General features: G+C 69.2%; 20 protein-coding genes and 3 pseudogenes. 10 read left to right on the forward strand and 13 right to left on the reverse strand.

The genetic code is table 11. The annotated features are described in order from the left end of the window. Positions 1-62: 62 nt before the first annotated feature. The 5 genes and pseudogenes from QF032_RS39795 to QF032_RS39815 form a co-directional block, all read right to left on the reverse strand. Positions 63-359, reverse strand: coding sequence for an integrase core domain-containing protein (locus QF032_RS39795; RefSeq protein WP_307059981.1), 297 nt, complete (start codon positions 357-359; stop codon positions 63-65). Next, positions 343-1,761, reverse strand: a complete 1,419-nt coding sequence (locus QF032_RS39800) for an IS30 family transposase (protein WP_444875865.1) — start codon at positions 1,759-1,761, stop codon at positions 343-345. Before QF032_RS39800 ends, QF032_RS39795 begins: the two co-directional genes overlap by 17 nt. Further along, positions 1,712-2,434 carry an IS3 family transposase gene (locus tag QF032_RS39805; protein ID WP_307059982.1) on the reverse strand — a complete coding sequence of 241 codons (723 nt, stop codon included), beginning with the start codon at positions 2,432-2,434 and terminating at the stop codon, positions 1,712-1,714. Before QF032_RS39805 ends, QF032_RS39800 begins: the two co-directional genes overlap by 50 nt. Continuing rightward, positions 2,431-2,730, reverse strand: a complete 300-nt coding sequence (locus QF032_RS39810) for a transposase (RefSeq protein ID WP_373430450.1) — start codon at positions 2,728-2,730, stop codon at positions 2,431-2,433. The genes QF032_RS39805 and QF032_RS39810 overlap by 4 nt, the downstream gene beginning before the upstream one ends. A 662-nt stretch (positions 2,731-3,392) precedes the next feature. Beyond that, positions 3,393-4,496 (reverse strand): annotated as a pseudogene (locus QF032_RS39815) (IS110 family transposase); the annotation flags it as partial. Between the two features lie 85 nt (positions 4,497-4,581). On the opposite strand from QF032_RS39815, the pseudogene QF032_RS39820 reads away from it, so the two are divergent. Continuing rightward, positions 4,582-4,776: pseudogene (locus tag QF032_RS39820) on the forward strand (IS5/IS1182 family transposase); the annotation flags it as partial. A gap of 15 nt (positions 4,777-4,791) precedes the next feature. Here QF032_RS39820 and QF032_RS39825 read toward each other — a convergent pair. After that, entirely contained in the window at positions 4,792-6,102 is a 1,311-nt protein-coding gene (locus QF032_RS39825) for a helix-turn-helix domain-containing protein (protein ID WP_307059983.1), read from the reverse strand. Positions 6,103-6,477: 375 nt separating this feature from the next. Between QF032_RS39825 and QF032_RS39830 the strand changes: the two genes are divergently transcribed. The 4 genes from QF032_RS39830 (at position 6,478) to QF032_RS39845 (ending at position 9,582) form a co-directional block, all read left to right on the forward strand. Next, positions 6,478-6,855: a hypothetical protein gene (locus tag QF032_RS39830; protein ID WP_307059984.1), complete on the forward strand. Its 378-nt coding sequence runs from the start codon at positions 6,478-6,480 to the stop codon at positions 6,853-6,855. A 272-nt stretch (positions 6,856-7,127) separates the two neighbouring features. Continuing rightward, complete coding sequence (locus tag QF032_RS39835; RefSeq protein WP_307059986.1) at positions 7,128-7,652, forward strand: hypothetical protein; 525 nt, start codon at positions 7,128-7,130, stop codon at positions 7,650-7,652. 287 nt (positions 7,653-7,939) lie between these two features. Then, entirely contained in the window at positions 7,940-8,233 is a 294-nt protein-coding gene (locus QF032_RS39840) for a hypothetical protein (RefSeq protein ID WP_307049718.1), read from the forward strand. Then, the gene (locus tag QF032_RS39845) at positions 8,230-9,582 is read left to right on the forward strand and encodes an MFS transporter (RefSeq protein ID WP_307049720.1); all 1,353 of its coding nucleotides are present in this window, start codon (positions 8,230-8,232) and stop codon (positions 9,580-9,582) included. Before QF032_RS39840 ends, QF032_RS39845 begins: the two co-directional genes overlap by 4 nt. A gap of 505 nt (positions 9,583-10,087) precedes the next feature. On the opposite strand, the gene QF032_RS39850 is transcribed toward QF032_RS39845, so the two are convergent. From QF032_RS39850 to QF032_RS39860, 3 genes and pseudogenes are all read right to left on the reverse strand, one after another. Beyond that, a complete protein-coding gene (locus tag QF032_RS39850) occupies positions 10,088-10,792 on the reverse strand; it encodes an LppX_LprAFG lipoprotein (RefSeq protein WP_307059988.1) in 705 nt (234 codons plus the stop codon). Between the two features lie 331 nt (positions 10,793-11,123). Further along, on the reverse strand, positions 11,124-11,894 hold the full coding sequence (locus QF032_RS39855) for an FG-GAP repeat domain-containing protein (protein ID WP_307059990.1): 771 nt from the start codon (positions 11,892-11,894) through the stop codon (positions 11,124-11,126). 113 nt (positions 11,895-12,007) lie between these two features. After that, positions 12,008-13,819: pseudogene (locus QF032_RS39860) on the reverse strand (protein kinase domain-containing protein); the annotation flags it as partial. A gap of 676 nt (positions 13,820-14,495) precedes the next feature. Between QF032_RS39860 and QF032_RS40825 the strand changes: the two are divergent. The 4 genes from QF032_RS40825 to QF032_RS39880 all read left to right on the forward strand — a co-directional run bounded on the left by QF032_RS40825 (position 14,496) and on the right by QF032_RS39880 (position 16,614). Further along, on the forward strand, positions 14,496-14,867 hold the full coding sequence (locus QF032_RS40825) for a hypothetical protein (RefSeq protein WP_373430451.1): 372 nt from the start codon (positions 14,496-14,498) through the stop codon (positions 14,865-14,867). A gap of 63 nt (positions 14,868-14,930) precedes the next feature. Beyond that, positions 14,931-15,101 (forward strand): hypothetical protein, encoded by a 171-nt coding sequence (locus QF032_RS39870; protein ID WP_307059992.1) that lies wholly within the window; start codon positions 14,931-14,933, stop codon positions 15,099-15,101. Next, complete coding sequence (locus tag QF032_RS39875; protein WP_307059994.1) at positions 15,101-16,234, forward strand: methyltransferase domain-containing protein; 1,134 nt, start codon at positions 15,101-15,103, stop codon at positions 16,232-16,234. Before QF032_RS39870 ends, QF032_RS39875 begins: the two co-directional genes overlap by 1 nt. A 65-nt stretch (positions 16,235-16,299) precedes the next feature. Further along, positions 16,300-16,614 carry a DUF6087 family protein gene (locus tag QF032_RS39880; RefSeq protein WP_307059996.1) on the forward strand — a complete coding sequence of 105 codons (315 nt, stop codon included), beginning with the start codon at positions 16,300-16,302 and terminating at the stop codon, positions 16,612-16,614. Between the two features lie 68 nt (positions 16,615-16,682). Here QF032_RS39880 and QF032_RS39885 read toward each other — a convergent pair whose 3' ends face one another. Further along, the gene (locus QF032_RS39885) at positions 16,683-16,871 is read right to left on the reverse strand and encodes a hypothetical protein (RefSeq protein ID WP_307059998.1); all 189 of its coding nucleotides are present in this window, start codon (positions 16,869-16,871) and stop codon (positions 16,683-16,685) included. A 124-nt stretch (positions 16,872-16,995) separates the two neighbouring features. Here QF032_RS39885 and QF032_RS39890 point away from each other — a divergent pair, with 124 nt between their 5' ends. After that, positions 16,996-17,226 (forward strand): hypothetical protein, encoded by a 231-nt coding sequence (locus tag QF032_RS39890; protein ID WP_307059999.1) that lies wholly within the window; start codon positions 16,996-16,998, stop codon positions 17,224-17,226. A gap of 618 nt (positions 17,227-17,844) precedes the next feature. On the opposite strand, the gene QF032_RS39895 is transcribed toward QF032_RS39890, so the two are convergent. Genes QF032_RS39895 through QF032_RS39905 form a run of 3 tightly spaced genes read right to left on the reverse strand, consistent with a single transcriptional unit; the run spans position 17,845 to position 19,515 of the window. Then, entirely contained in the window at positions 17,845-18,318 is a 474-nt protein-coding gene (locus QF032_RS39895) for an SLATT domain-containing protein (protein ID WP_307060001.1), read from the reverse strand. A gap of 46 nt (positions 18,319-18,364) precedes the next feature. Continuing rightward, the gene (locus tag QF032_RS39900) at positions 18,365-19,033 is read right to left on the reverse strand and encodes a hypothetical protein (RefSeq protein ID WP_307060003.1); all 669 of its coding nucleotides are present in this window, start codon (positions 19,031-19,033) and stop codon (positions 18,365-18,367) included. Further along, complete coding sequence (locus QF032_RS39905) at positions 19,024-19,515, reverse strand: hypothetical protein (protein ID WP_307060005.1); 492 nt, start codon at positions 19,513-19,515, stop codon at positions 19,024-19,026. Before QF032_RS39905 ends, QF032_RS39900 begins: the two co-directional genes overlap by 10 nt. Positions 19,516-19,537 lie beyond the last annotated feature (22 nt).

Consider the following 19,537-nt stretch of genomic DNA (forward strand, 5'->3'; position numbering starts at 1 on the left):
GCTCCGTCAGGGGCCAGATCGCTGAGCTTGTTCCGCTTTGACGGACACCATAGGTGTGGTGGTCAGGCTGCGAGTGCGGTCTCGTATTCGGCGGGACTGCGATAGCCGAGGCTGCTGTGCAGACGGTGCAAGTTGTACCAGCCCTCGATGAAATCGAAGATCGCGGTGCGGGCGGCGGCCCGGCTGGGCCAGGAGACGGCGCCGAGCAACTCCCTCTTGATGGTGGCGAAGAACGACTCGGCGAGTGCGTTGTCCCAGCACTGTCCGGTGCGGCCGACCGACAGACGCACCCCCAACTGGTGTGCCAGTGCGGCGAATTGTTGGCTGGTGTACTGGGCGAGTTCAACCAGTCGTTGCAACACCGGGCTGTTGCAGCGAGCGTAGCTGTTCTTCGAAGACCTCGGTCGGCGTCCGCCAACCCAGGACTTTGCGGGGCCGGTTGTTGATCGCCATGGCGACGGCTTCGAGGTCCGTGAACGACCAGCGGGAGAGATCGGTGCCCTTCGGGAAGTACTGGCGCAGCAGCCCGTTCGTGTTCTCGTTCGTCGGTCGTTGCCAGGGCGAGTGCGGATCGGCGAAGAACACCTTCGTCCCGGTATCGAGGGCGAACTGGGCATGAGCGGAGAGTTCCTTCCCGCGGTCCCAGGTGAGGGTTTTGCGTAGCTGCTCAGGCAATTGCGTCATCGACGTGGTGAGCGCTGTGTTCATCGCGATCGCGCCATAGCCCCCGAGCGAGGGGCCGTTCTTCACGGGCGGCTTCTCGCCCCAGCCCTCGAGCCGGGGCAGGTGCACCAGGAGCGTGGAGCGGCTGCTGCGCTCGACGAGCGTGCCGATCGCGGAGCGGCCCGTCCCGATGATCAAATCGCCTTCCCAGTGTCCGGGGACCGCGCGGTCCGTGGCCTCGGCGGGGCGTTCGCTGAGGACGACGTCCGCGGTGACATGCCCCTGCGGTTTGTTCTGCGACCGTGCACGGGGAGTCCGCAGCGCCCGGCCGGTACGCAGACACGTGACCAGCTCCCGCTTGAGCGCGCCACGGCCCTCGATGAACAGCGCCTGGTAGATCGCTTCGTGGCTGATGCGCATGGACTCATCATCGGGGAAGTCGGCATGGAGACGGTGCGAGATCTGCTCCGGGCTCCATGCCGTCGCCCATCGTCTGTCCTGCCGGTGCGGCTTGTTCAGCCCCTTCCATGCGGGCGTCCTGGGTCCGGGGACGATCGTGCTGTCGGGGCGGCGGATGCTGTCGGCGAGCCGGTCCTGCACGTACTCACGCAACCTGTCGTTGCCTGCGAGCTTCGCGGTCTTCGGCCGCTTGGCGGCCTGCTGTGCTTTCCACTGGGCGACCGTCGCGCGGTACTCCTGCTTGCCGCTGCGCGTGGCGGCGTTGCGGCGCAGTTCGCGAGAGATCGTTCCGGGGTCACGCCCCAGGGCGCGGGCGATCTCGCGCACGCCCTTGCTCATCGCCCTGAGGATCGCGATCTCCTCGCGCTCTTCGAACGTGAGGTACCGGCCCGTGGGCTCGGCCAACGAGATCGGAGGCATGCCGCCAGCGTGACGAAACCACCTCGCACCCACCGGCCACGACACGCCGACCGCCAACGACGCCTCCACCGTCGTGACCCCCGTGGCGATCAGTCGCCAGAACTGGCGCTGCACGACCCGAGACGGATCAGGCCGCCCCGGCGAACGCATCGCCGGCCGCAACGCACGGTCAGCGCGCCACTGCCGACGCCGCCCCTCCGGGACATCGCTGGTCTTCAAACTCCAGTCCGCCGTAGCCACGTCGCACACCTCCGAGATCAGGGTGTTGCGACGACCAGTTGAATCCACCCTGACAGCCACGATCCGAGTGAAAGATCACTGGGCGGGTGGGACGGCGCTTCCGGCAGGCGGCCGTGAGGGCATCGGCGACCAGATCGGTCCGCAGGTGGTCGGCCGTCGCCCAGCCGACCACGCGGCGGGAGGCGATGTCGATGACGGTGGCCAGATAGAGCCAGCCCTCCTCCGTGGCGATGTAGGTGATGTCGCCGCACCAGCGGGCATCCAGGCCGGCGGGGTCGGGCTGGAAGTCCCGGACGACGAGATCGGGCCGCAGGGCAGCTCGTGGATCGGGGATCGTCGTCAGGTGCCGTCGTCTGCGGTGTCGGCCCTGCAGTCCGGCAGCCCGCATCAGCCGCGCGACACGTCGGCGGCCACATCCGGCGCCTGCCCGCTTGAGCACGGCATGGACGCGCGGGGCGCCGTAGGTTCCCCGCGATCGCGTGTGAACGTCGGCGATCTGTTCCGCCAGCTCGGCGTCACGGACCGCGCGGGGACCAGGCTTGGCAGCGCGGCGGGCATAGAAGGCGGTCCGGGAGACCTTCAGCAGCTCACACGCTCGTTTGACGCTGTGACCTGCGCGCTTCTCCGCCTCGATGAACGGGTGCACCGTCACCGGGTCTCCTTCGCGAAGAAAGCCGTGGCCCGCTTGAGGATGTCGACGTCCTCACGCAGACGGCGGTTCTCCCGCCGCAGTGCGGCCAGTTCCTCGCGTTCGCTGGTGGTCAGGCCGTCCCGCTGGCCCGCATCGACCTCGGCCTGCTTCACCCAGTCACGCACCGCGGTCTCGGTCAGATCGAAGTCCTTGGCGATCTGACCGACCGAGCGGTCACCGCGTCGACACAGCTCGACGATCTCCGCCTTGAACTCCGGCGTGAACGAGCGACGAGGGCGAGGCTTTTTCTTCCCCATGCTCTCCATGATGGACATCCTCCCGGGGCTGAACCCCTGATCTCGGATGTCCGCCAAAGCGGATCAAGCCCACGCAGCCACGGCCGCGGGTGTGGCCGTCGCGAGACTCGATGGCCAGCGGGAGGCTCGCGACGGACTCGGTGAGCGGAACGGTCTCCGCGGCGAGGGCGGGACGGTGGTGATGGACAGGACGGCGAGGAGCGCGGCGGGCGGGCCCCGCAGCAGAGCAGTACACATGCACTTGTTGGTAGCGGCCCACCTGGGGCACACATGCCTGAGACGGCGGTTGCGCCGCTCGTGTGAGTGCAATGGTCGTACCGGAGAAACGACACAGCTCGGCTCGGAGGCTGCTCAGGCGGCGAGGACGTCCCGCAGTTCTCGTACCGGCCGTTCGTGGTGGTGCTGGGTGGGGATGGCTTCGTAGAGGTCTTGGGCGCGGCGGTGGACCAGGCCGGTGCGGCAGCCGTCCGGCAGCGCGGTCGGGGCGGAGGATCGTACGGCGGCACGCTTGTTCGCTGTCGCCGTCGTGGTGTAAGCAGCCCCGTGAGTGCTTCGACAAGAGGGATGTGTTCTGGCCCCTGCCGTCACGAGCTCATCCGCCGTACCGTTCCGTGATTCGAGCCATTCCCAGGGCCACCTCCCCGTCAGCAGGAGCCGTAGCGGTCTCCGTTGTCCCGCCTTCGGTTGTAGTGGGCATGGGCACCGGGTGAGGCGGTCAGTGCCGCGAAGGCCCAGTGTCTACCGGTTGCGGCCAGGCGACTGTTCTTGATCCGGCGGTGGGTGACGTGGCGGCTCTTGCCGGACTCCCGGGTCACCGGTGCGCTCCCCGCATAGGCCTTCAGATTGCCGGCGTGGGAAAACCGGCTTCGGTCGTCGCCGATCTCGGCGAGTATCCGCGCGCCGGTGAGCACAGCCAGACCGGGGAAGCTCGTGATGATCTCTGCGTCGGGGTGTTCCAGGAACAGCTCTTCTGTGTCGGCTGCGAGGTCGTCGCATGCCTGGCAGGCTGCGTCGAACTGGGCGAGGAGGGCGAGGGTCTGCCGTCCCGTAGCTTCCTCGACCAGGGCGGGTTGGCGGAGCCAGGTCCGGCGGAACACCTCGGGCAGCCGGTCGGTCTCGGCGTCGATGCGGCGTTGGCTGCCGGCTGTGGTGACGGCGGTCCGCAGCCGTCCTCGGGTCAGCCGGGCGGCCTCGGCCGGAGTAGGGGCGATCGCCAGGATCGTGCGGGCTTCTCGGGACAGCAGCCGGTCGCGCTTTGCTGCGAACGCCTCGAGGATCGCGGGATAGTACTCGCGCAGGTGTGATCGCAGCCGGGTTGTGGGCGCGAGTGCGGTCCCAGACCGCGTCCTGCTGGGCTCTGGCGAGGACGGCAATCGCCCTGACCAGGTCGGAGTCGGTTGCCAGCGGACGGTGGAACTCGGCGTCCGTGCGCAGGATGTTCGCTAGGACGACGGCGTCCTGGTGGTCGGACTTCTTGCGGGAGACGGCGTGCCGGTCACGGTAGCGGGCGACGGCCATTGGGTTGATCGCATAGACCTGGCGGCTGGAGGCCCGAAGGCAGGCGACCAGGAGTCCCCGGGAGGTCTCGATCGCGACCGGGATGGGATCGTTCGGGCTGTCGCCGTGCTCGGCGAGCAGATGCAGCAGGTCCTGGAAGCCGGCCGCATCGTCGCTGATCACGATTCTGCCGAGCAGTCGGCGCCGGAGGCGACCACCGCGACGTCGTGATGGTCCTCGGCCCAGTCGATTCCGCAGGTTGCGTGCACCACGCGCTCCTTTCCGGGGCTTCGCTGTCCGTCGGCATCGAGCCGTGGCAGGACCACCCGGCCGGCGACCTAATAGAAGCGCTCGCGGGCGCGTCGGGGCAGCCGCGGCGGCAGGCCACCGGCCTTCGACCGCGAGACCTACAAGCAGCGCAACACCGTCGAGCGGTGCATCAACCGCCTGAAGCAGTGGCGCGGCATCGCCACCCGCAACGAGAAGACCGCGACCGTCTACCTGGCCGGACTCCACATCGCGGGCATCTTCCTCTGGTCCGCCCGGTGATCCAAACGAAACTGCCTAGCTGTCGTAGGGGACCCAGGCACGCTCGTCTGCGTCGTTCCTGCCGTACCAGTAGTGCGGCATTCCCTTGATGCTGGTGGTGTGGAACGGGCGGCCGTGGTCGTCGATGCGGATCGTGCCGGTGCGGCCTTGGCAGGACCAGTCGAGCTCGAGGTACCAGCGGGCGTCGTAGGTCTGTGTCGTCGCGTCGACCAGCAGCACCTCCGGGTCCTCCGCGGAGACACGGTACGGGAAGTGCACGGCCGGGATGGTGTGTTCGCTGTCGGCGCCGTCCTTCGGGCGGGCGATGGGGCGGTCGGCATCGAGGTTCACGGTGAGGCGGCGGGGCGCGAGGTCGCCGCCGCAGCCCTGGCCCATGGCGTACGCGCTCCCGGCGGCCGGGGTGCTGCGGCTGACGATGCGGACGTGGAGTGCCTTCAGTACCACGGCCGTTGACGACCGCCCCTGCACCGAGATCTGCACCCTCGTATGCCGCCCGTGCACCGCACCCTGGGTCGCCGCCCACACCCCGGCGTCCTGCTCCACCGGCGGCGGAGGCACCTGTGCGGGCGGCTTGTTGACAACGTAGTCGTGGTCGCACCCCTTGTCCCAGACCAGGGAGTCGGTGCTCCAGGCGAGGGGCAGGGCGGTGGTCGGCTTAGTGGCCGAGGCGGGACCGCTGCCGGTGGCGGACGGAGCGGGGGTCTTCTGCCGGGGGCTGGGCGACGTGGAGCTCCCGGAAGGGGCCGGAGAGGCGGTGGCCGGCAGTTTCGCCGAACCGTGGGGTGCACCGGAGTCAGCCGTCCGCAGGCCCGCAGGGCGGGAGGCGTCCGCGGCGGAGGAGCGGTCGTTCGACAGGACGGACACGCTGCCCAAAGTGGCGAGCAGCGCGCAGGCGACGGCGGTGGACACCAGGACTCGTCGGCGGTACCAGGCGCGGGGAGCGGGAGCGGGGCCGTGCTCGTCTGGGTCTGGATCCTTTCCGGGCTGCTCCGCGGAGCAGCTCTCCTCGACGAGGGCCCCGTCCGTGTCCGGTGCCGGTGCCGGCACCGCCGCCTGCGTCGACCCGGCTGTACTCACCCGCTGCCGAGCCGCCACCGCCGACAACCACAGCCGGTGCAGCTCGAGCCGCTCCTTCGGCGTCGCCTCGCAAAAGGCCGCGAGCCGCTCCAAGGGCGCGAAGTCCTGCGGCACCGCCTCGCCCGCGCAGTACCGGTGCAGCGTGGAGGTGTTCATGTTGAGGCGGCGTGCCAGGGAGCCGTAGCTCCGGTCCGTACGGTCCTTCAGACGGCGCAGCAGCGCCGCGAACTCCTCGACATCGTTCCGCATCGACACCGTTCCTCCGTCGTCCGCCCGCGATCCCGTATCCCATGTACTCATATCCCTGCACGTCAGATGGGCTGGGATGGTTCCACCGTCACCAAAGGGGCGGCAGTCGTTGCACCGGACTCCGGTGTCCGCCGATGCTCTTGGTGTCGCACCGACCAGGGCCGGACCGAGCAACCGCATCGGCAACGGCCGAGACGCATGCATGAACGGTTGCCTCCATGGCCACCGCGCTTGATACGTCGTCACACACGCTCACGACGCCGGTTGCCGTACTCGTCGCAGCGCCGGCCTCGCCCTGTTGACCAGCGGCATCCGCAACGGATCACGATCTGCAGCTGCCGTGTCAGACGATCCACTCAGTTTCTAGGAGGTTTGATGAAGTCCGTCATCCGAAAGGCGGCAGGTCTCGCGGGCGCCGGCGTGGCCGTCGCAGCCATGTCCGTGGCCAGCGCATCGGCAGCCCAGGCGGAGTCCCCCACCAACGGCTGCCCGTACCCCTATGTCTGCTTCTACGTGGACGAGCACGCCTGGAACGCTGGCACCCCGATCACGACGTACCGCGATGTCACCGGTTCCTACCAGACGGTCAGGCCCCGGCCGCACTACTACGTCGTGAACACCCGGAACGACGACGTGGCGTATCTACGGCTCCAGGACGGGACCTCGATCTGTCTGGGGCCGAATTCCCGAACCGTGTTCACGAACGCTTACAGCGTCACCGGAATCAGGATCTCCAGCAGTTCCACCTGCTGACTGCTCGAACAGCCGGCGGCCACTTCCGCGGTTCAGCAGCGATGGGACGGTTCCACCGTTGCAGGTGCGGCGTTCTGCACCCCGCGGCGCCCGCCGCCACATGACGGCCCTGGGGCGAAGACACCGGGCCGACTCCTGTCCGATCGGGCAGCCAGGCCGTCCCGTCCTCGAATCGGACGCGGACGAGGTAGCGACAGATCGGCAGGCGCCTTCGGCACCAAGCCGGAACCGGCCGAGAGCAACCACATACGGATCAGAAGAGGAAGACATACATGAACAGGAAGCCCCCCGCATACCGTCGTCAGGGCCGCCGCGCGGCCGTCGCCGCCTGCCTCGTCTTGGCTGTCGGCCTCGGTGTGTCGACACACGTGTCGGCACAGGCGGCTGTCCGTGCCCCCGCGAAGGCGTCCACCGCCGCACCGCAGTCGGTCAGCGGCAGGTCCGGCCAAGTGGTGACCCGGGTTGCCGACTTCTACGGCGCGTACATCGACGCGAAGGGCGATTACACCGACCCGGACGTCACGTTGGCCACGGCACTCCGCAAGCACTACCTGACGCCCGACTTCGCCAAGCGGCTGGCGGTCTGGGAGAAGAAGAACGGGGCGGACGGCGTCCTGCGTGCCCAAAACATCCCGGCGAGGTGGACAGTGACCGACAACGGCACCGTGGGTCATAGCCATGAGGTCATCGTCACCCTGACCTTCGGCAGCGGGGAGACCACGCAGATGACCAAGCTTTTCGTGCTGGTGGAGCGGTATAACCACATCGCCGACATCACCACCACGAGCGCCCGCTAACGGCGTAGCCCGCTCCGCCCGCCCCGCCCCGCCCCGTCCCGGGACAGGGCGGGCGGAGCGGCGAGTCGACGGACCCCTCCTGGGGCCATCACCGGCGACGCCGTGCCCTCGCTGTGCCCTTCAGAGCGGACAACCACGGTGCACGCCGGTGCGAGCAGGCCTCGACCATGGCACCAGCAAGGGGAAGCACCTCAGGTCATCAGCCCTGTGACAGCACAAGCCCCGTAGCTTTTGCCCATCCTCATCTCCCGCTGAAGCTGTTCCCGCTGCTGTACGACAATCCTGAGATGGAACTCCAGCTCATCGACCGCCGCGCGGACTCTCCCACCTTCGGGGCCAGCCAGATCCTCCCCTTCCCGCAGGACTCACGGGCCGTCCTGACGATCGAACCGGGTGTGCTCATGCGGGCCCGGCGCAGCGGGACGCTCCACTACCGGGTGGAGTACGACGTTCACGACGCCCGCGGCGCGCGCCTGCCCGAACTCTTCGTCCCCGTCCCCGCCGACGCAATACTGCCGACCTTCGACGCGCCGGGCGCCGCTCTCGCGGGCAACGTCGTCCGAGAGCTGGCCTACCGGTGACCGCGACCGAACAGGAGCCGAGGACCGGCCGCCCCGCGCCCCCCACCGCAGCACGCTGGCTGACGCTGCTCCTCGTGGTCTTCGCAGTGCTCGTCATGTCCCGCTCCCTGAGCGAGGGCATCTACGACATCGCGTTCGCCAACCTGGCCCTGGACCTCTCCGGCCTGGTCAGCACGGTCGGCCTGGTGTACTGCGTGGGCTACGGCGTGGAGGTCGTCGCCTCTGTCGCGGCCGGTCCCCTACTGGACCGAGGCAACCCCAAGACCGTCCTGATCGTGGCCTACCTCGTCAAGATCGGCGTTTTCGTCTTCATCGGCATCGGCTCCACGATCCTCTCGTCCCACCTGTGGGCGATCGTCGTCGCGGCGGCAACGGTGGACCTCGTCCACCACATCGGGGAGATGGCCCTGTTCGTCCTCCTGCCGCGGATCCTCGACGCCAAGACCCTCGTCCGGGTCCAGGGCATCGGCGGAACCATCCGATCGGCCGCCGAACTGCTCTCCCCGGTCGTCGCGGGCCTGGTCATCGCCCTGCTCCCCGGCTCCCGGGCCCTCCTCGTCGCCGCCGGCCTCCAGGTCCTCGCTCTGGCCGTCTTCGCCGGCTTCATCGCTGTCGTGGCCCGACAGCCCGGATCGGCGCACCCGAAGTCCGTCCACGCGCAGGGCTCCGGTGCGACGACCGGCGCTGCCGCGCTCGAAGAGGAACCCGCCCCCGCCCTCCTCCCGTCTCGCCGCACGGTGGCGAGGACACTCCTCTCCAGCCCGGCCTGGCGTCGCTTCCTCACCTTCCACGCCCTGACCGTGCTCGCCCTCTCGACGGTGATCCTCTCCCTGCTGTCACTCATGAGGGAGACCTTCGCCATGTCACCGGCCCGCGCCGGTTCCTTCCTGGCGTTCTCCACCATCGGAGCCATCATCGGCGGCCTCGTCGTCGCCAAGGCCGGCCCGCAGGGCGTCTACTCAAGCCTGCGCTGGGCCACCGCCCTCGCGGGCGCCGGCACCCTGACGGTGGCGCTGCTCGGGGGGAGTCAGTGGATCCTCGCGGCCGCCCTCGTCCTCTTCGGCCTCGGCTTCACCGTGTACCTCAGGTCAGCCGGAATCCTCGTCCAACTCCGTGCCCCTGCCACCCTGCTCGGCACCTGGCACGGGCTCCTCGACGCCGTCATCCGCGTTGTCAGCGCCGGAGCAATCCTCGCCACCGGCTTCCTCTTCGACCGCTTCGGAGGCAGGCCCGTCTACCTCGTATTCGGCGCGCTCCTCCTGCTCACCGCAGCCCTGTGGTCCACCTTCGGCACCCAGGACCAGCACAACCTCAGCTCGACCCCCCTGCACCCGACACCCGCCCCGTAAGGACCCACACCCCTCACCGAGCACAGAGCCTCCGGGCTCGAGCGGCTGGGGAGGGCCGATGTCACGAGGCGTACATCCGCTGTCGTAGGTATGACCCGTTGCACTGCTCTGACTGGGAACGGTCATGCCAAGCGTCTCGTATCTGGCCGCCCCCCAGAGCCTGTACCGCAGCTCGACCCGGTCCTGCCGCAACGGCCGGCCGCCACGGTCTTCCACTACCCGGCCGTGTTCTCGTATCGCTGCCGCCACAGTCATGTAGCGCTGAGTAACTGCGCGGGGCTGCGGTCGCGCTGCTGGAGGGCGGCAAAGTCGGCGTGCGCCGTTTCGATGGCCTCCGGGTACAGCTGGGTTCGGTGCGCTGTGCGGTCGCCCCGTCGGAGGCTGGACAAGGTCTGCTCGCCCGAGCCGGCGTCGTCGCAGCTGGCGGCGCTGCGGTGTTCGTCGGGAAATCAGTGGCGATGACGCTGCGCACGGCGGTCGCTTTGTTGCGGTTGTTGGGTGGCGTTCAGTGCTGCGTGTCAGCTGCGAGGGGGGCGGTGTCGTCGGCCGGTGGGGCTTTGATGGTGGCGGGCTGGTTGATGTCGAGGAAGGTGATGGTGAGGTCGAGTGGCGTGTCTGCGGCGCTGGCGGTGGGCGTGTCGTCGTGGTGCTCGGCTTGCAGTCGGAACTGTTTGGGCCGGTCCTTGCTGTCGATCCACAGGTCCATGGTGAGCGGGTCTGACACTTCCAGCTGCATGAACTGATCGAGGCGTTCACCGCTCAGGGCGTCGTAGTTGACCGTTCCTTTGTAGTGCGTGGTCGTGACGCCGTCGACTGTCTCGGTTCCGACTGCTCGCAGGTCTTTGGATCCGTTGAGGAGCGTGGACTGCGTGGCGGGGTTTGCCTGCAGCTGACTGGGGAGCACGCCGTAGGACTGGTTGTCCGCTGCGCCTTGTCCCCAGATGGCCGGCGCGGCGCTCAGCCAGTGTTTGCCTTTCAGTTTCTCGGAGTGGATCGCGCTACCGCCGACGTACATGGTCTTGTTGGTGAACCGGATCCGCAGTTGGCCGCCCTCGCCCTGGGAGGCCGCTGTGCTGAGGTCCATGCTCATGGCCGGCGGTTGCGCCGTCATGGATGCGTCGGCCGTCACGCGGCCTTTCGCCGGCACCGTCCCGCTGAGGCGGTAGTGGAGCGACGTGATGCCGACGGCGCTCTTGGCAGCCTTGGTCACAGCTGCTGAGGATGCCTTCGTGGTGTCAGTGGTCGCTGACCCGTCCGTGGAGGTGCTGGCGCACGCCACGGGCGCCCATGTGAGTAGCGCAGCTGCGCAGACTGCTCTTGTCGCTCTGCGCGGTGCGTAACGGTCGATGTTGATGCTCATCGTGTTCGAGAGTTCCCATTCCATTTGGGTGGCTCGTGCATCCCTTGGTGATGCCGGGCGTGTGAGGTGTAGCTGAAGTGGGGGCGGTGCAGGCGGGTTCGAGACGGGAACGAGCCCGGGGGTAGGGGGCCGGGCTGTCGGGCATGGTGAGTCCGACAGCCCCGGGAGGTTGCAGGGGTGTCTACCAGCCGCTGCCGATCTGTTGGCGGGTGCCGAAAGCGGTGGCGGAGCAAGGGTAGAGCCACAGGATGCCGGTGGCGTCGTCGCGGGCGATGACGTCGGGGGTGCCGGCGCTGTTGAAGTCGCCGATGCCGGCGAAGGTGTAGCCGTTCCAGCCGGTGCCGATCTGGCTGCGGGCGCCGAAGCCGTTGCTGCCGTTGCCGGGGTACAGCCACAGGGCGCCGGTGGTATCGCGGACGATGACGTCGGGTTTGGCGTCGCTGTTGAAGTCGCCGATGCCGGCGAAGGCGAAGCTGCTCCAGCCGGTGCCGATCTGCACGGTGGTCCCCAGGCTGGCGCCTGTGCCGGTGCCGGGGAACAGGTTCAGTGTGCCGTCGGGGTGGCGGCCGATCAGGTCGGTTTTGCCGTCGCGGTTGAAGTCGGCGACGCCGGCGAAGGCGTAGCCGCTCCAGCCGCTGGGGAAGTTGCTGACCGGTGTGAGCAGGTCATGTCCGACATCGCCGGGGAACAGGCGCAGGGTGCCTGCGGGGGTCATGGCGACGGTGTCGGCGTAGCCGTCGCTGTTGAAGTCGCCGATGCCGGCGAAGGTGTGGGTGGACAGGCCGGAGCCGATGTAGGTGGCGGCGCTGGACCAGCCGCCGTTGCCGTTGCCGGGGTAGAGCCACAGGCTGCCGGTGGCGTCCGCGGAGACCAGGTCGGCCTTGCCGTCGCCGTCGGCGTCGGCGACGTCGGCGAAGGTGTACGGGGCCTTGGGGAGGGTGATGTTGGCCATGGTGGCGACCTGGACGGCGTTGAGCGCGGCGCCTTTCCACACCTTGACGTCGGCGAGGTTGCCCTTGAAGTACGAGCCGCGTGCGTCGTTGGCGAGGCAGTTGCCCAGGGTGAACTTCCCGGTGATCCGGAGACGGCGGTGTGGGAGCCGCGGGCCACCGCCCGGTCGTCCATGTACAGCGTCGTGGCTTTGGTCGTCGGGTCGTAGGTGGCGGTCAGGTGGGTCCACTGGCCGATGATGGCGCTGCCGCCGGAGATGCAGTCGTAGCTGCGGGTGGCATCCGAGGTGGCCAGGCAGAACGCCCATTCCCGGTTGGACTGGGGGTAGAGCAGGAACCCGGAGTTGTGCACGCCGTCCTGGGAGGCGATGACGCCGCCCAAGGCTGTGGGGTTGACCCAGGCCGACAGGGTGAAGGCGCTAGACGTCGACAGTGCCGTGCTCGACGTCATGGCGCCGGTGGTGGTGCCGTCAAGGGCCAGGTTGGGGGAGAAGACGTCATCGGCGTCCCAGGTGGCGCCGGCCCCGCTGCCGGTGAGGTTCAGCCCGGACGCGGTGTCGGCGGCGCTGGCCGCAATGCCGTCGGCGAGGTAGGCGAGCGGCCAGGCGTGACTGGGGGCGATCAGGGTCTGTGCCGTCTGTGCGGTCAGGGTCCCTGCCGCCGCGTTGAAGATGCGCGCGGTGCTGGCGCCAGTGGAGGAGACGGTGCGCAGGTCGGGAGTGCCGTCGTCGTTCAGGTCAGCGGCCTGCAGAACCGGCAGTGTTGCCGTGCTGTAGCCGCTGCTCGCGACCTGCTGCGGTGTCACCGAGTTACCCAAGGCGAGGTCTTGCAGCTGTTGCGGTGTGTAGTAGTACAGCGCGCCGGTGGCGGCGTTGCGGGCGAACAGTGCGGGCAGCCCGTCAATGAGGCTGCGGGTGATGCTCCAGCCGGTCCAGTCACCGGAGCCGGCGGGGTTGGTGGCGCTCAGCGGCACCCCGTTGTCGACGCTGACGAAGGTGCCGGGGGAGGTGGCGCTGGGCTCGTCCACAAGCTGCCCGCCCACGATCATGAGCAGGTCGGGGTAGCCGGTGGCGGGCTCGCCGTTGAGGGTGTTGTACAGGCTTCCGCCGCTGGCGATGTTGGAGGCCTTGGCTCCGCCGCTGCTGGTGAAGGCGGTGGAGTTGATGTTGGCCTGGTTGCCGCTGTTGGGCAGGAGGGTCGATCCGTCGCCGCTTCCGTAGAGCACTGCGCCGCTGCCGGTGGCGGGGTTGTAGTCCAAGACGTCGTTGAAGCCGGCGCCGGTGTTGAAGTGGCCGCTGATGGCCTGGGTGCCGGCGGGCTCGGTGGACAGGACACGAAAGGCCACGGCGTCCGCAGCACCGCTGCCGAAGGGAAGACGCCCTGTTGCCGCATGGGCGACCAGGGCACCCCAGGCGAACACGTCGCCCTCTGGGCCGACTGTGCCAGTGCGGTAATGCTCAGGGCTGATCCACCCCGGCGTGCCTGTCATGACGCCAGTGCGGGTGACGGACGTACCGTCCATGGCATGAGCGATTCCGAAGTCCAGCACCATCGGTCCCGAAGGGGCCAAGATGACATTCTGGGGCTTCACATCCCGGTGGACCACGCCGGCCTCGTGAACCGCTGACAATGCGGCGGCTGTACCGGCGGCCACGGCGTGCAGACGGGCCCCGGCCAGGGGGCCGCTGGCAGCCACGTACTGGCCGAGGGTGGGACCGGGTATGAAAGCGCTGGCAAGCCATGGAGCAGGCGCATCGGGGTCGGCATCGAGCACCGGAACCAGGCAGGGACCCGTAACACGCCGGGACAACTGGACCTCCCGCCGGAACCGAGCACGGAACTCGTCGTCGGCGGCCTGCGCCGGATGCACGACCTTGACGGCCAGCCGCTCCCCAGCAGCACTCAGCGCGGCATAGACGGTGCCCATGCCGCCGCACCCGAGCCGGCCCACAACCCGATAGGGGCCGATACGACGGGGATCACCTTGCTGCAACGACTGAATACGGCTGGACACCGATGCTTCCCCCTGGTGATCAGCGACACGCACACGCCGAAGTGGTCATCAATCGTATCGGTTCACCAGAGCAGCCAGGCATGATGGATTCTCCTGCTGCCACTCGAGGAAGCGGACAGCTGAGTCCTCGCCGGATCAGTGGAACCGCACCTTGCCCCGGAGCTCGGCATCGGCGGCAAAGAGAGCGCCGGCCCGCCATCTCAGCACGCCGTCTGTGCTAAGACGTCATCCGCTTATCGATCACGGGGCTGGCCTGGTCGAACAGGGTTCCTGATCGGGTGATCGCGTGAGGGCCGACGCATGGCCGCAGGGCCTCTTGGTAGTTCGGGGGTGCGATCCCAACCGAGTACCAGGAGGCCCCTGTTGCCGCAGTCTTTCGCGTCCGCGTGCATGGAGTCCAACTCGCTTCCACCGTCGTGTGACTGTCTCGCGCACAGGTTCGGCAACGCGGCGGACGGGCCGGACCGCACCCCGCGTTATGGCTCCGACATGACGGATGCGGAATGGCGGGTGGTGCGCCCGTTGCTGCCGGTTCCGGCCTGGCTGGAGGGGCGGGGGCGGGCGGCCGGAGGGCTATTGCCACCGCGTAATGCTCGACGCGGTGCGCTATGTCGTGGACAACGGCGTGAAGTGGGCCAACCTGCCTATCCCGGCCACGCTGATCACGAACCGGCGGGACTCGGTGCGGGAGTTCGCGGCCGCCGTGCCGGGCCCGCTGATCTGCAAGCCCGTGGCGTCGCCCGTGCTGATCGAAGACGACCAGCTGAAAGCCGTCTACACCCGACGTCTCACCCCGGATGATCTCGCCGACCTGCGAGGCGTCACCACGACCGCCCACCTGTTCCAGGCCTGGGTCGACAAGAGCCACGAGGTGCGCCTGACGGTCGTCGGGCCGCACATGTTCGCCGCCGAGATCCACGCGAGCAGCGAGGCTGCTCACGAGGACTGGCGGTCCGACTAGGGCTCTCTCACGTACGCCACCACGACGGTGCCCGGCGAAGTGGCCGCCGCGATGCGGCGCCTCATGTTCCGACTGAACCTGTCCTACGGGGCCGCCGACTTCATCGTGGACCCCGCGGGCCAGTGGTGGTTCCTTGAGGTGAACCCGTGCGGGCAATGGGACTGGATCCAGGGCGCCACCGGGCAGCCGATAGCCGCGGCCATCGCCGACGAACTGCAAGGAGTCACCATCTGATGGACTGGAAGCAGCACGCCGCCGGCCTCGCCCGCACGGCGGTCCACCCCGCATCCCCGTGGCAGGGGCCGGTCCTGGCCACGCCGCGGCACATGTGCGTGCCCCGCTGGTATGCGGCCGGCCCCGGCGGCTGGACGCCCGCCGACGGCCCCGCAGACGAGACGGTGTGGGCGCACGCCGCCTACACGGACCAGACCCTCGTGACCCGGGTCGGCCCCGTCCACGCCGACCACGCCGCCGACGGCCAGGCGGTCGCCGGGCGGCCCACGTCGTCGAGCACCCTGCCGAGCCTCGTCGTCAGCATGCTCACGCACGCGCAGCTCCTCGAGGGCCAGGCGCTCCTGGACGTCGCGACCGGCTCCGGCTACAGCGCGGCCCTGGCATGTGCCCGGCTGGGCGACGACTACGTGACGACCGTGGACGTCGACCCCTACCTGACGGAGGCCGCCGCGGACCGTCTCGACAGCCTCGGCCACCATCCGGGGATCCTCACCCAGGACGCAGGCGCCGAGCTGCCCGGCGAATACGACCGGATCGTCTCCATAGTGTCGGTGACGCGCGTTCCCGCGTCGTGGCTGCGCGTCCTGCGGCCAGGCGGACGCCTGGTGACGACCCTCGCCGGTACGGGGCTGATCCTGACCGCCGACACGGACGAGGACGGCGGGGCCGCCGGCCGGGTCGAATGGGACCGGGGCGCGTTCATGGCGACCCGCACGAGCGACGACTACCCGCCCCAGCTCGACGCCCTGTTCGCGCAGGCCCGGGAACGGGACGGGGACGACGTCACACAGTCGCCGTTCCCGGTCCTCGACGTCATGCAGGCCTGGGAGGTGTGGTCCATGCTGTCGCTCACGGCCCCCGGGATCGAGCACCGCAACGGCACCGACGACGACGGCGGCCGGATGACGTGGATGCTGCACCACGACGGCTCCTGGGCCCGCGCGCACACCCAACCCGGCAGCCGAACCATGACCGTCCACCAGGGCGGCCCCCGCCGCCTCTACACCCTGCTGGAAGGGATCAGGTGGCGGTGGATCGAGCACGGCGAACTGCCCGTGTACGGGGCGCGGGTGACCGTCACGCCGGACGGCGCGACCACTCTGGCCCGTGGGGGCTGGACGGTCACGCTCTGACCGGCTAGGTGACGAACGCGGCACGGGCCGGGCAGACTGGCGGCACGAGCAGGGAGGAAAACCCCGTGGATGACGAGCCGTTGGACGAGTGGGTCGCGCGGCGTGAGGCCAGCCGGCCCAAGCTGGGCGACCGCAAGGTCGTTCCCCTCGGTGAGGGGCACGGGCGCGGCGGCCACGTCGATCCGGACGCGCCGCGCGGAGTGCTGGAGTGGGACGGCCACCAGTGGGTCCCCGCGGGCGTGGCCGAGGATCACGCCACGGCCGGGCAGGAAGTCGGGCCGCAGGACGCGGCGGAGCGTGTCGCTCTCCCGCAGTTCTCCGCTCTGCCGCCCGCCCCTGAGCGGCCGTTCAGGCCCACGCAGGTGTTCCGCCGGCCTTGAGTCGCTACAGCAGCGGGCCCGGCTTCCGGAGGGGAGGGGAAGCCGGGCCCGCTCGTCTGGGGTGGGGCTCAGACGGCCGGGGAGTGCGCGGTGTCCAGAGACTCGGAGTTCCCCTGGATTCCGAGGACGCGCAGAAGGTCTGCGCCGAGGACGCGCAGAAGGTGTGCGGTCACGACGCGGTAGGTGCGCCCCGCCGGGATGACCTTGCACGGGAACTTCCCGGCCCGCACCAGCTCGTACGACTTCGTGCGGCCCATCCCGAACGGGCCAGGACCTGGGCTCCAGTGGACCGTGCCAGCTGTACGGCGAACCTCTCCGTCAGGTCCGTGCTCGCGGGCAACCTCAATGAGACCTACAGGGGCGGTGCCGTGCCGCGGTGCCGTGCGGTCCGCCGGGCATCGTCGCCGCCGGCTGCTCCTGCAGCGCGGCCGCGTCGCCGGTCTGGCGCTGAAAGGGGAGGACCTGGTTGACGGGGAGCAGGTTGCCGAGCAGATCAGCCTCGACGACACCCGCGAGGCCCGGCTGGTGGCCGAAGCAGCCATCGACCGCGTCCGCGACAAGTTCGGCGTCCGGGTCATCGGCCCCGCGGCCGTCTACCGCCGCGCCTCGTGAGCAGTCGACCAACTGCTCGTCGGTGAACCAGCAAGTCGCATTCCCTGCCGACCAGCAGATGAAGGGCCGAAGTGATGCGGGAAGTCGGTGCCGCTCAGTGGTGAGCAATGCCGGTTGCTTGGGGTCACTCGGGGCACCCCGCTCGGTGTGCGAGATTGCCGGTAGGGCAGCATCTGCTCAGCTATCGCCTGCCCGTGAGGGGTCGTCATGCGCTCCACTAGCCGCGCCGCTGGGCCTGCTCTGCTGGCCTGCCTGTTCCTGACGGGTTGTTCGTCTTTCCTGCTCGCTGTGCCGGACGTGTCTCCTCCGGGCGCAGCGGCGCCGGCCGTGTCTGCGTCGGGTGCTGCGGGCGGGGTCCGGTCGATCGCGGTCGCTTGCTGTAAGACGCACGATCGAAGAAAGCCTCAGCTCGCAGAGTTGCCGGACCGGCATCCCGACCGGCCAGATCCATCGACGCTCAAACCGAAAACGCGCCGATGCCACGACAGCCGAGCGTGAGGTCCGCTGGAGCAGGCGGCCAGCCTCGGCGATGCCGCTACAGCCTGACCCCCACACGACCAGACACCCAACCCCGCCACCACTCGGCCCGGGTGTGCCGCCTGCCCACTGACGCGTCGATTAGGAGTCGGTCTGGGCCGCCCGGTTGCCGGCCCACGTTGTGTTGGCGTCGTCCAGGATCTCCTGGTACTGCGTGAAGTACTCGGCGACGCGCTCCGGACCGACGGGTAGGCCGGTCCCAGCCGTGTCGAAACCGATCCGGGACCGCAGCGCGTACAGGCGGTTGAGCGCCGTCTGGTTGGTGACCCAGGCCGCTCGCGCTCCGTACCAGCCGCTCCAGGCCGCCGCGATCGTTGACAGGAAGGCGGCGGTGAGCGAGAGCGCGTTGAGCCAGCCGTGCCTGTAGATCTGGGCGAGGCCGATCAGGAGGCTGGTGGCGGCCCCCAGCGTCGCGGTGCTCACGGCCTGGACCAGGGAGACGCGCCGGAAGAACCGCTTGGCGGAGGAGAACGCCTGGATCTGCTTGGCGATCTCCCGCTCCACGTACGGCAGCGCCGCGTCGGAGTCGAGCGGCGGTGGTTGCTGCGTCGGCATGGCGGCGAGTGCTTCCCTTCCCCTGCGGCGGCGACCGCGTGGACGACTAGTCGTGTGGCAGCGCGCCGCGGTAGGCGGACACCGCCTCCTGCCAGGAGTGTCCGGGACGGAAGGAGACCCCGCCGCCGTGGATGGCGCCGGCCCAGGCCTGTACCGACTCGCGGCCGGGCGGACGGTCGCCGGGGGAGTCGTCGACGTCCGCCCAGGTCATCAGCCGCAGGAACCGGCTGATGGTGAACTGGCGGTCGAGTGGTCCGCGCAGGAGGAGCACCCCGAGCCAGGGCAGGCAGCTCTCCGCGTGTAGGAAGGCCATCAGGAAGCCGTTGAGCATCAGCCGATATGCAGCGTCGTCGACGGCAGGGCCCCGCGGTTCGACGTCCGCGCTGTAGTGCCGATCGGGCATGCCGAGGGCCTCCTGCGGGGATGCGCGCAGGACGTCCGCGTAGTTGGCCTGCGTACCCGGGGGCTGCGGGAACGCCGCATCGGGGCCCCTACCCCTGCTCCAGTACTGGTCGGGGCGCCGCAGGTCTACCTGAGGCGCCCGGCCGGCGCCGGTCGTCTCCAGGACGAAGGACCGCCGTACGGCACGCTCCACGTCGCGCGGCTGGACCTGCCCGCCGGACCGCTCCAGGTGCCGCGCGGTCGCCGGCAGGTTCTCTAGGGCCCAGGCGAAGTAACCGTAGGGCTCGCGCAGTCGGCTCGCGGTCACGCGCACGCGTACACCACCTCGCTCCCCTCCGTGTGGTCCTTGACGTATTCGACCCGGGTGAGGACGAATCCGCTGCCGACCACCTTCCTCGGGATTCCGAACTCGGCTAGGTGCCCGACCGTGTCGCTGTACATCCGGTGTCGCCGCCGCACGGACTCGTAGTCGAGTCCTCCGGCCGGGTCGCCCTCGATGGTGAGGATGTACCCGGGGGTGTCGCTGGCGCAGGCGAAGCTGTGCGCGATGTGCTGGAGGTGGCTGCAGGACACGTACGGGTTCTCATACCGCGAGAACTGCATGTGGAGCAACCGGTCTTCCAGCGCCGAGCGCGCCTGCTCGTCGCCGCTGTCGGTGTGCAGCAGCAGTCCGGATGTCATCAGGAGCAGCTGGTCGGTCATGAGGACCGGGTCGTGACCGAAGGCGTGACGCAGGGAAGGCGCAGTGATCTCCATGTCCGGCTGCCACTCCTTCTGTCCACGGTACACTCGCATGCGGTCACTTTATCCATACAAG

Source organism: Streptomyces achromogenes (assembly GCF_030816715.1).
Taxonomy (GTDB): domain Bacteria; phylum Actinomycetota; class Actinomycetes; order Streptomycetales; family Streptomycetaceae; genus Streptomyces; species Streptomyces achromogenes_A.

What these genes read in the sequence shown, in the direction of transcription:
- QF032_RS39810 (WP_373430450.1), bottom strand. Translation starts at nt 2,730, where the DNA reads ATGGGGAAGAAAAAGCCTCGCCCTCGTCGCTCGTTCACGCCGGAGTTC.
- QF032_RS39825 (WP_307059983.1), bottom strand. Translation starts at nt 6,102, where the DNA reads ATGCGGAACGATGTCGAGGAGTTCGCGGCGCTGCTGCGCCGTCTGAAG.
- QF032_RS39830 (WP_307059984.1), top strand. Translation starts at nt 6,478, where the DNA reads ATGAAGTCCGTCATCCGAAAGGCGGCAGGTCTCGCGGGCGCCGGCGTG.
- QF032_RS39835 (WP_307059986.1), top strand. Translation starts at nt 7,128, where the DNA reads ATGAACAGGAAGCCCCCCGCATACCGTCGTCAGGGCCGCCGCGCGGCC.
- QF032_RS39840 (WP_307049718.1), top strand. Translation starts at nt 7,940, where the DNA reads ATGGAACTCCAGCTCATCGACCGCCGCGCGGACTCTCCCACCTTCGGG.
- QF032_RS39855 (WP_307059990.1), bottom strand. Translation starts at nt 11,894, where the DNA reads ATGGCCAACATCACCCTCCCCAAGGCCCCGTACACCTTCGCCGACGTC.
- QF032_RS40825 (WP_373430451.1), top strand. Translation starts at nt 14,496, where the DNA reads ATGCTCGACGCGGTGCGCTATGTCGTGGACAACGGCGTGAAGTGGGCC.
- QF032_RS39870 (WP_307059992.1), top strand. Translation starts at nt 14,931, where the DNA reads ATGTTCCGACTGAACCTGTCCTACGGGGCCGCCGACTTCATCGTGGAC.
- QF032_RS39875 (WP_307059994.1), top strand. Translation starts at nt 15,101, where the DNA reads ATGGACTGGAAGCAGCACGCCGCCGGCCTCGCCCGCACGGCGGTCCAC.
- QF032_RS39885 (WP_307059998.1), bottom strand. Translation starts at nt 16,871, where the DNA reads ATGGGCCGCACGAAGTCGTACGAGCTGGTGCGGGCCGGGAAGTTCCCG.
- QF032_RS39895 (WP_307060001.1), bottom strand. Translation starts at nt 18,318, where the DNA reads ATGCCGACGCAGCAACCACCGCCGCTCGACTCCGACGCGGCGCTGCCG.
- QF032_RS39905 (WP_307060005.1), bottom strand. Translation starts at nt 19,515, where the DNA reads ATGCGAGTGTACCGTGGACAGAAGGAGTGGCAGCCGGACATGGAGATC.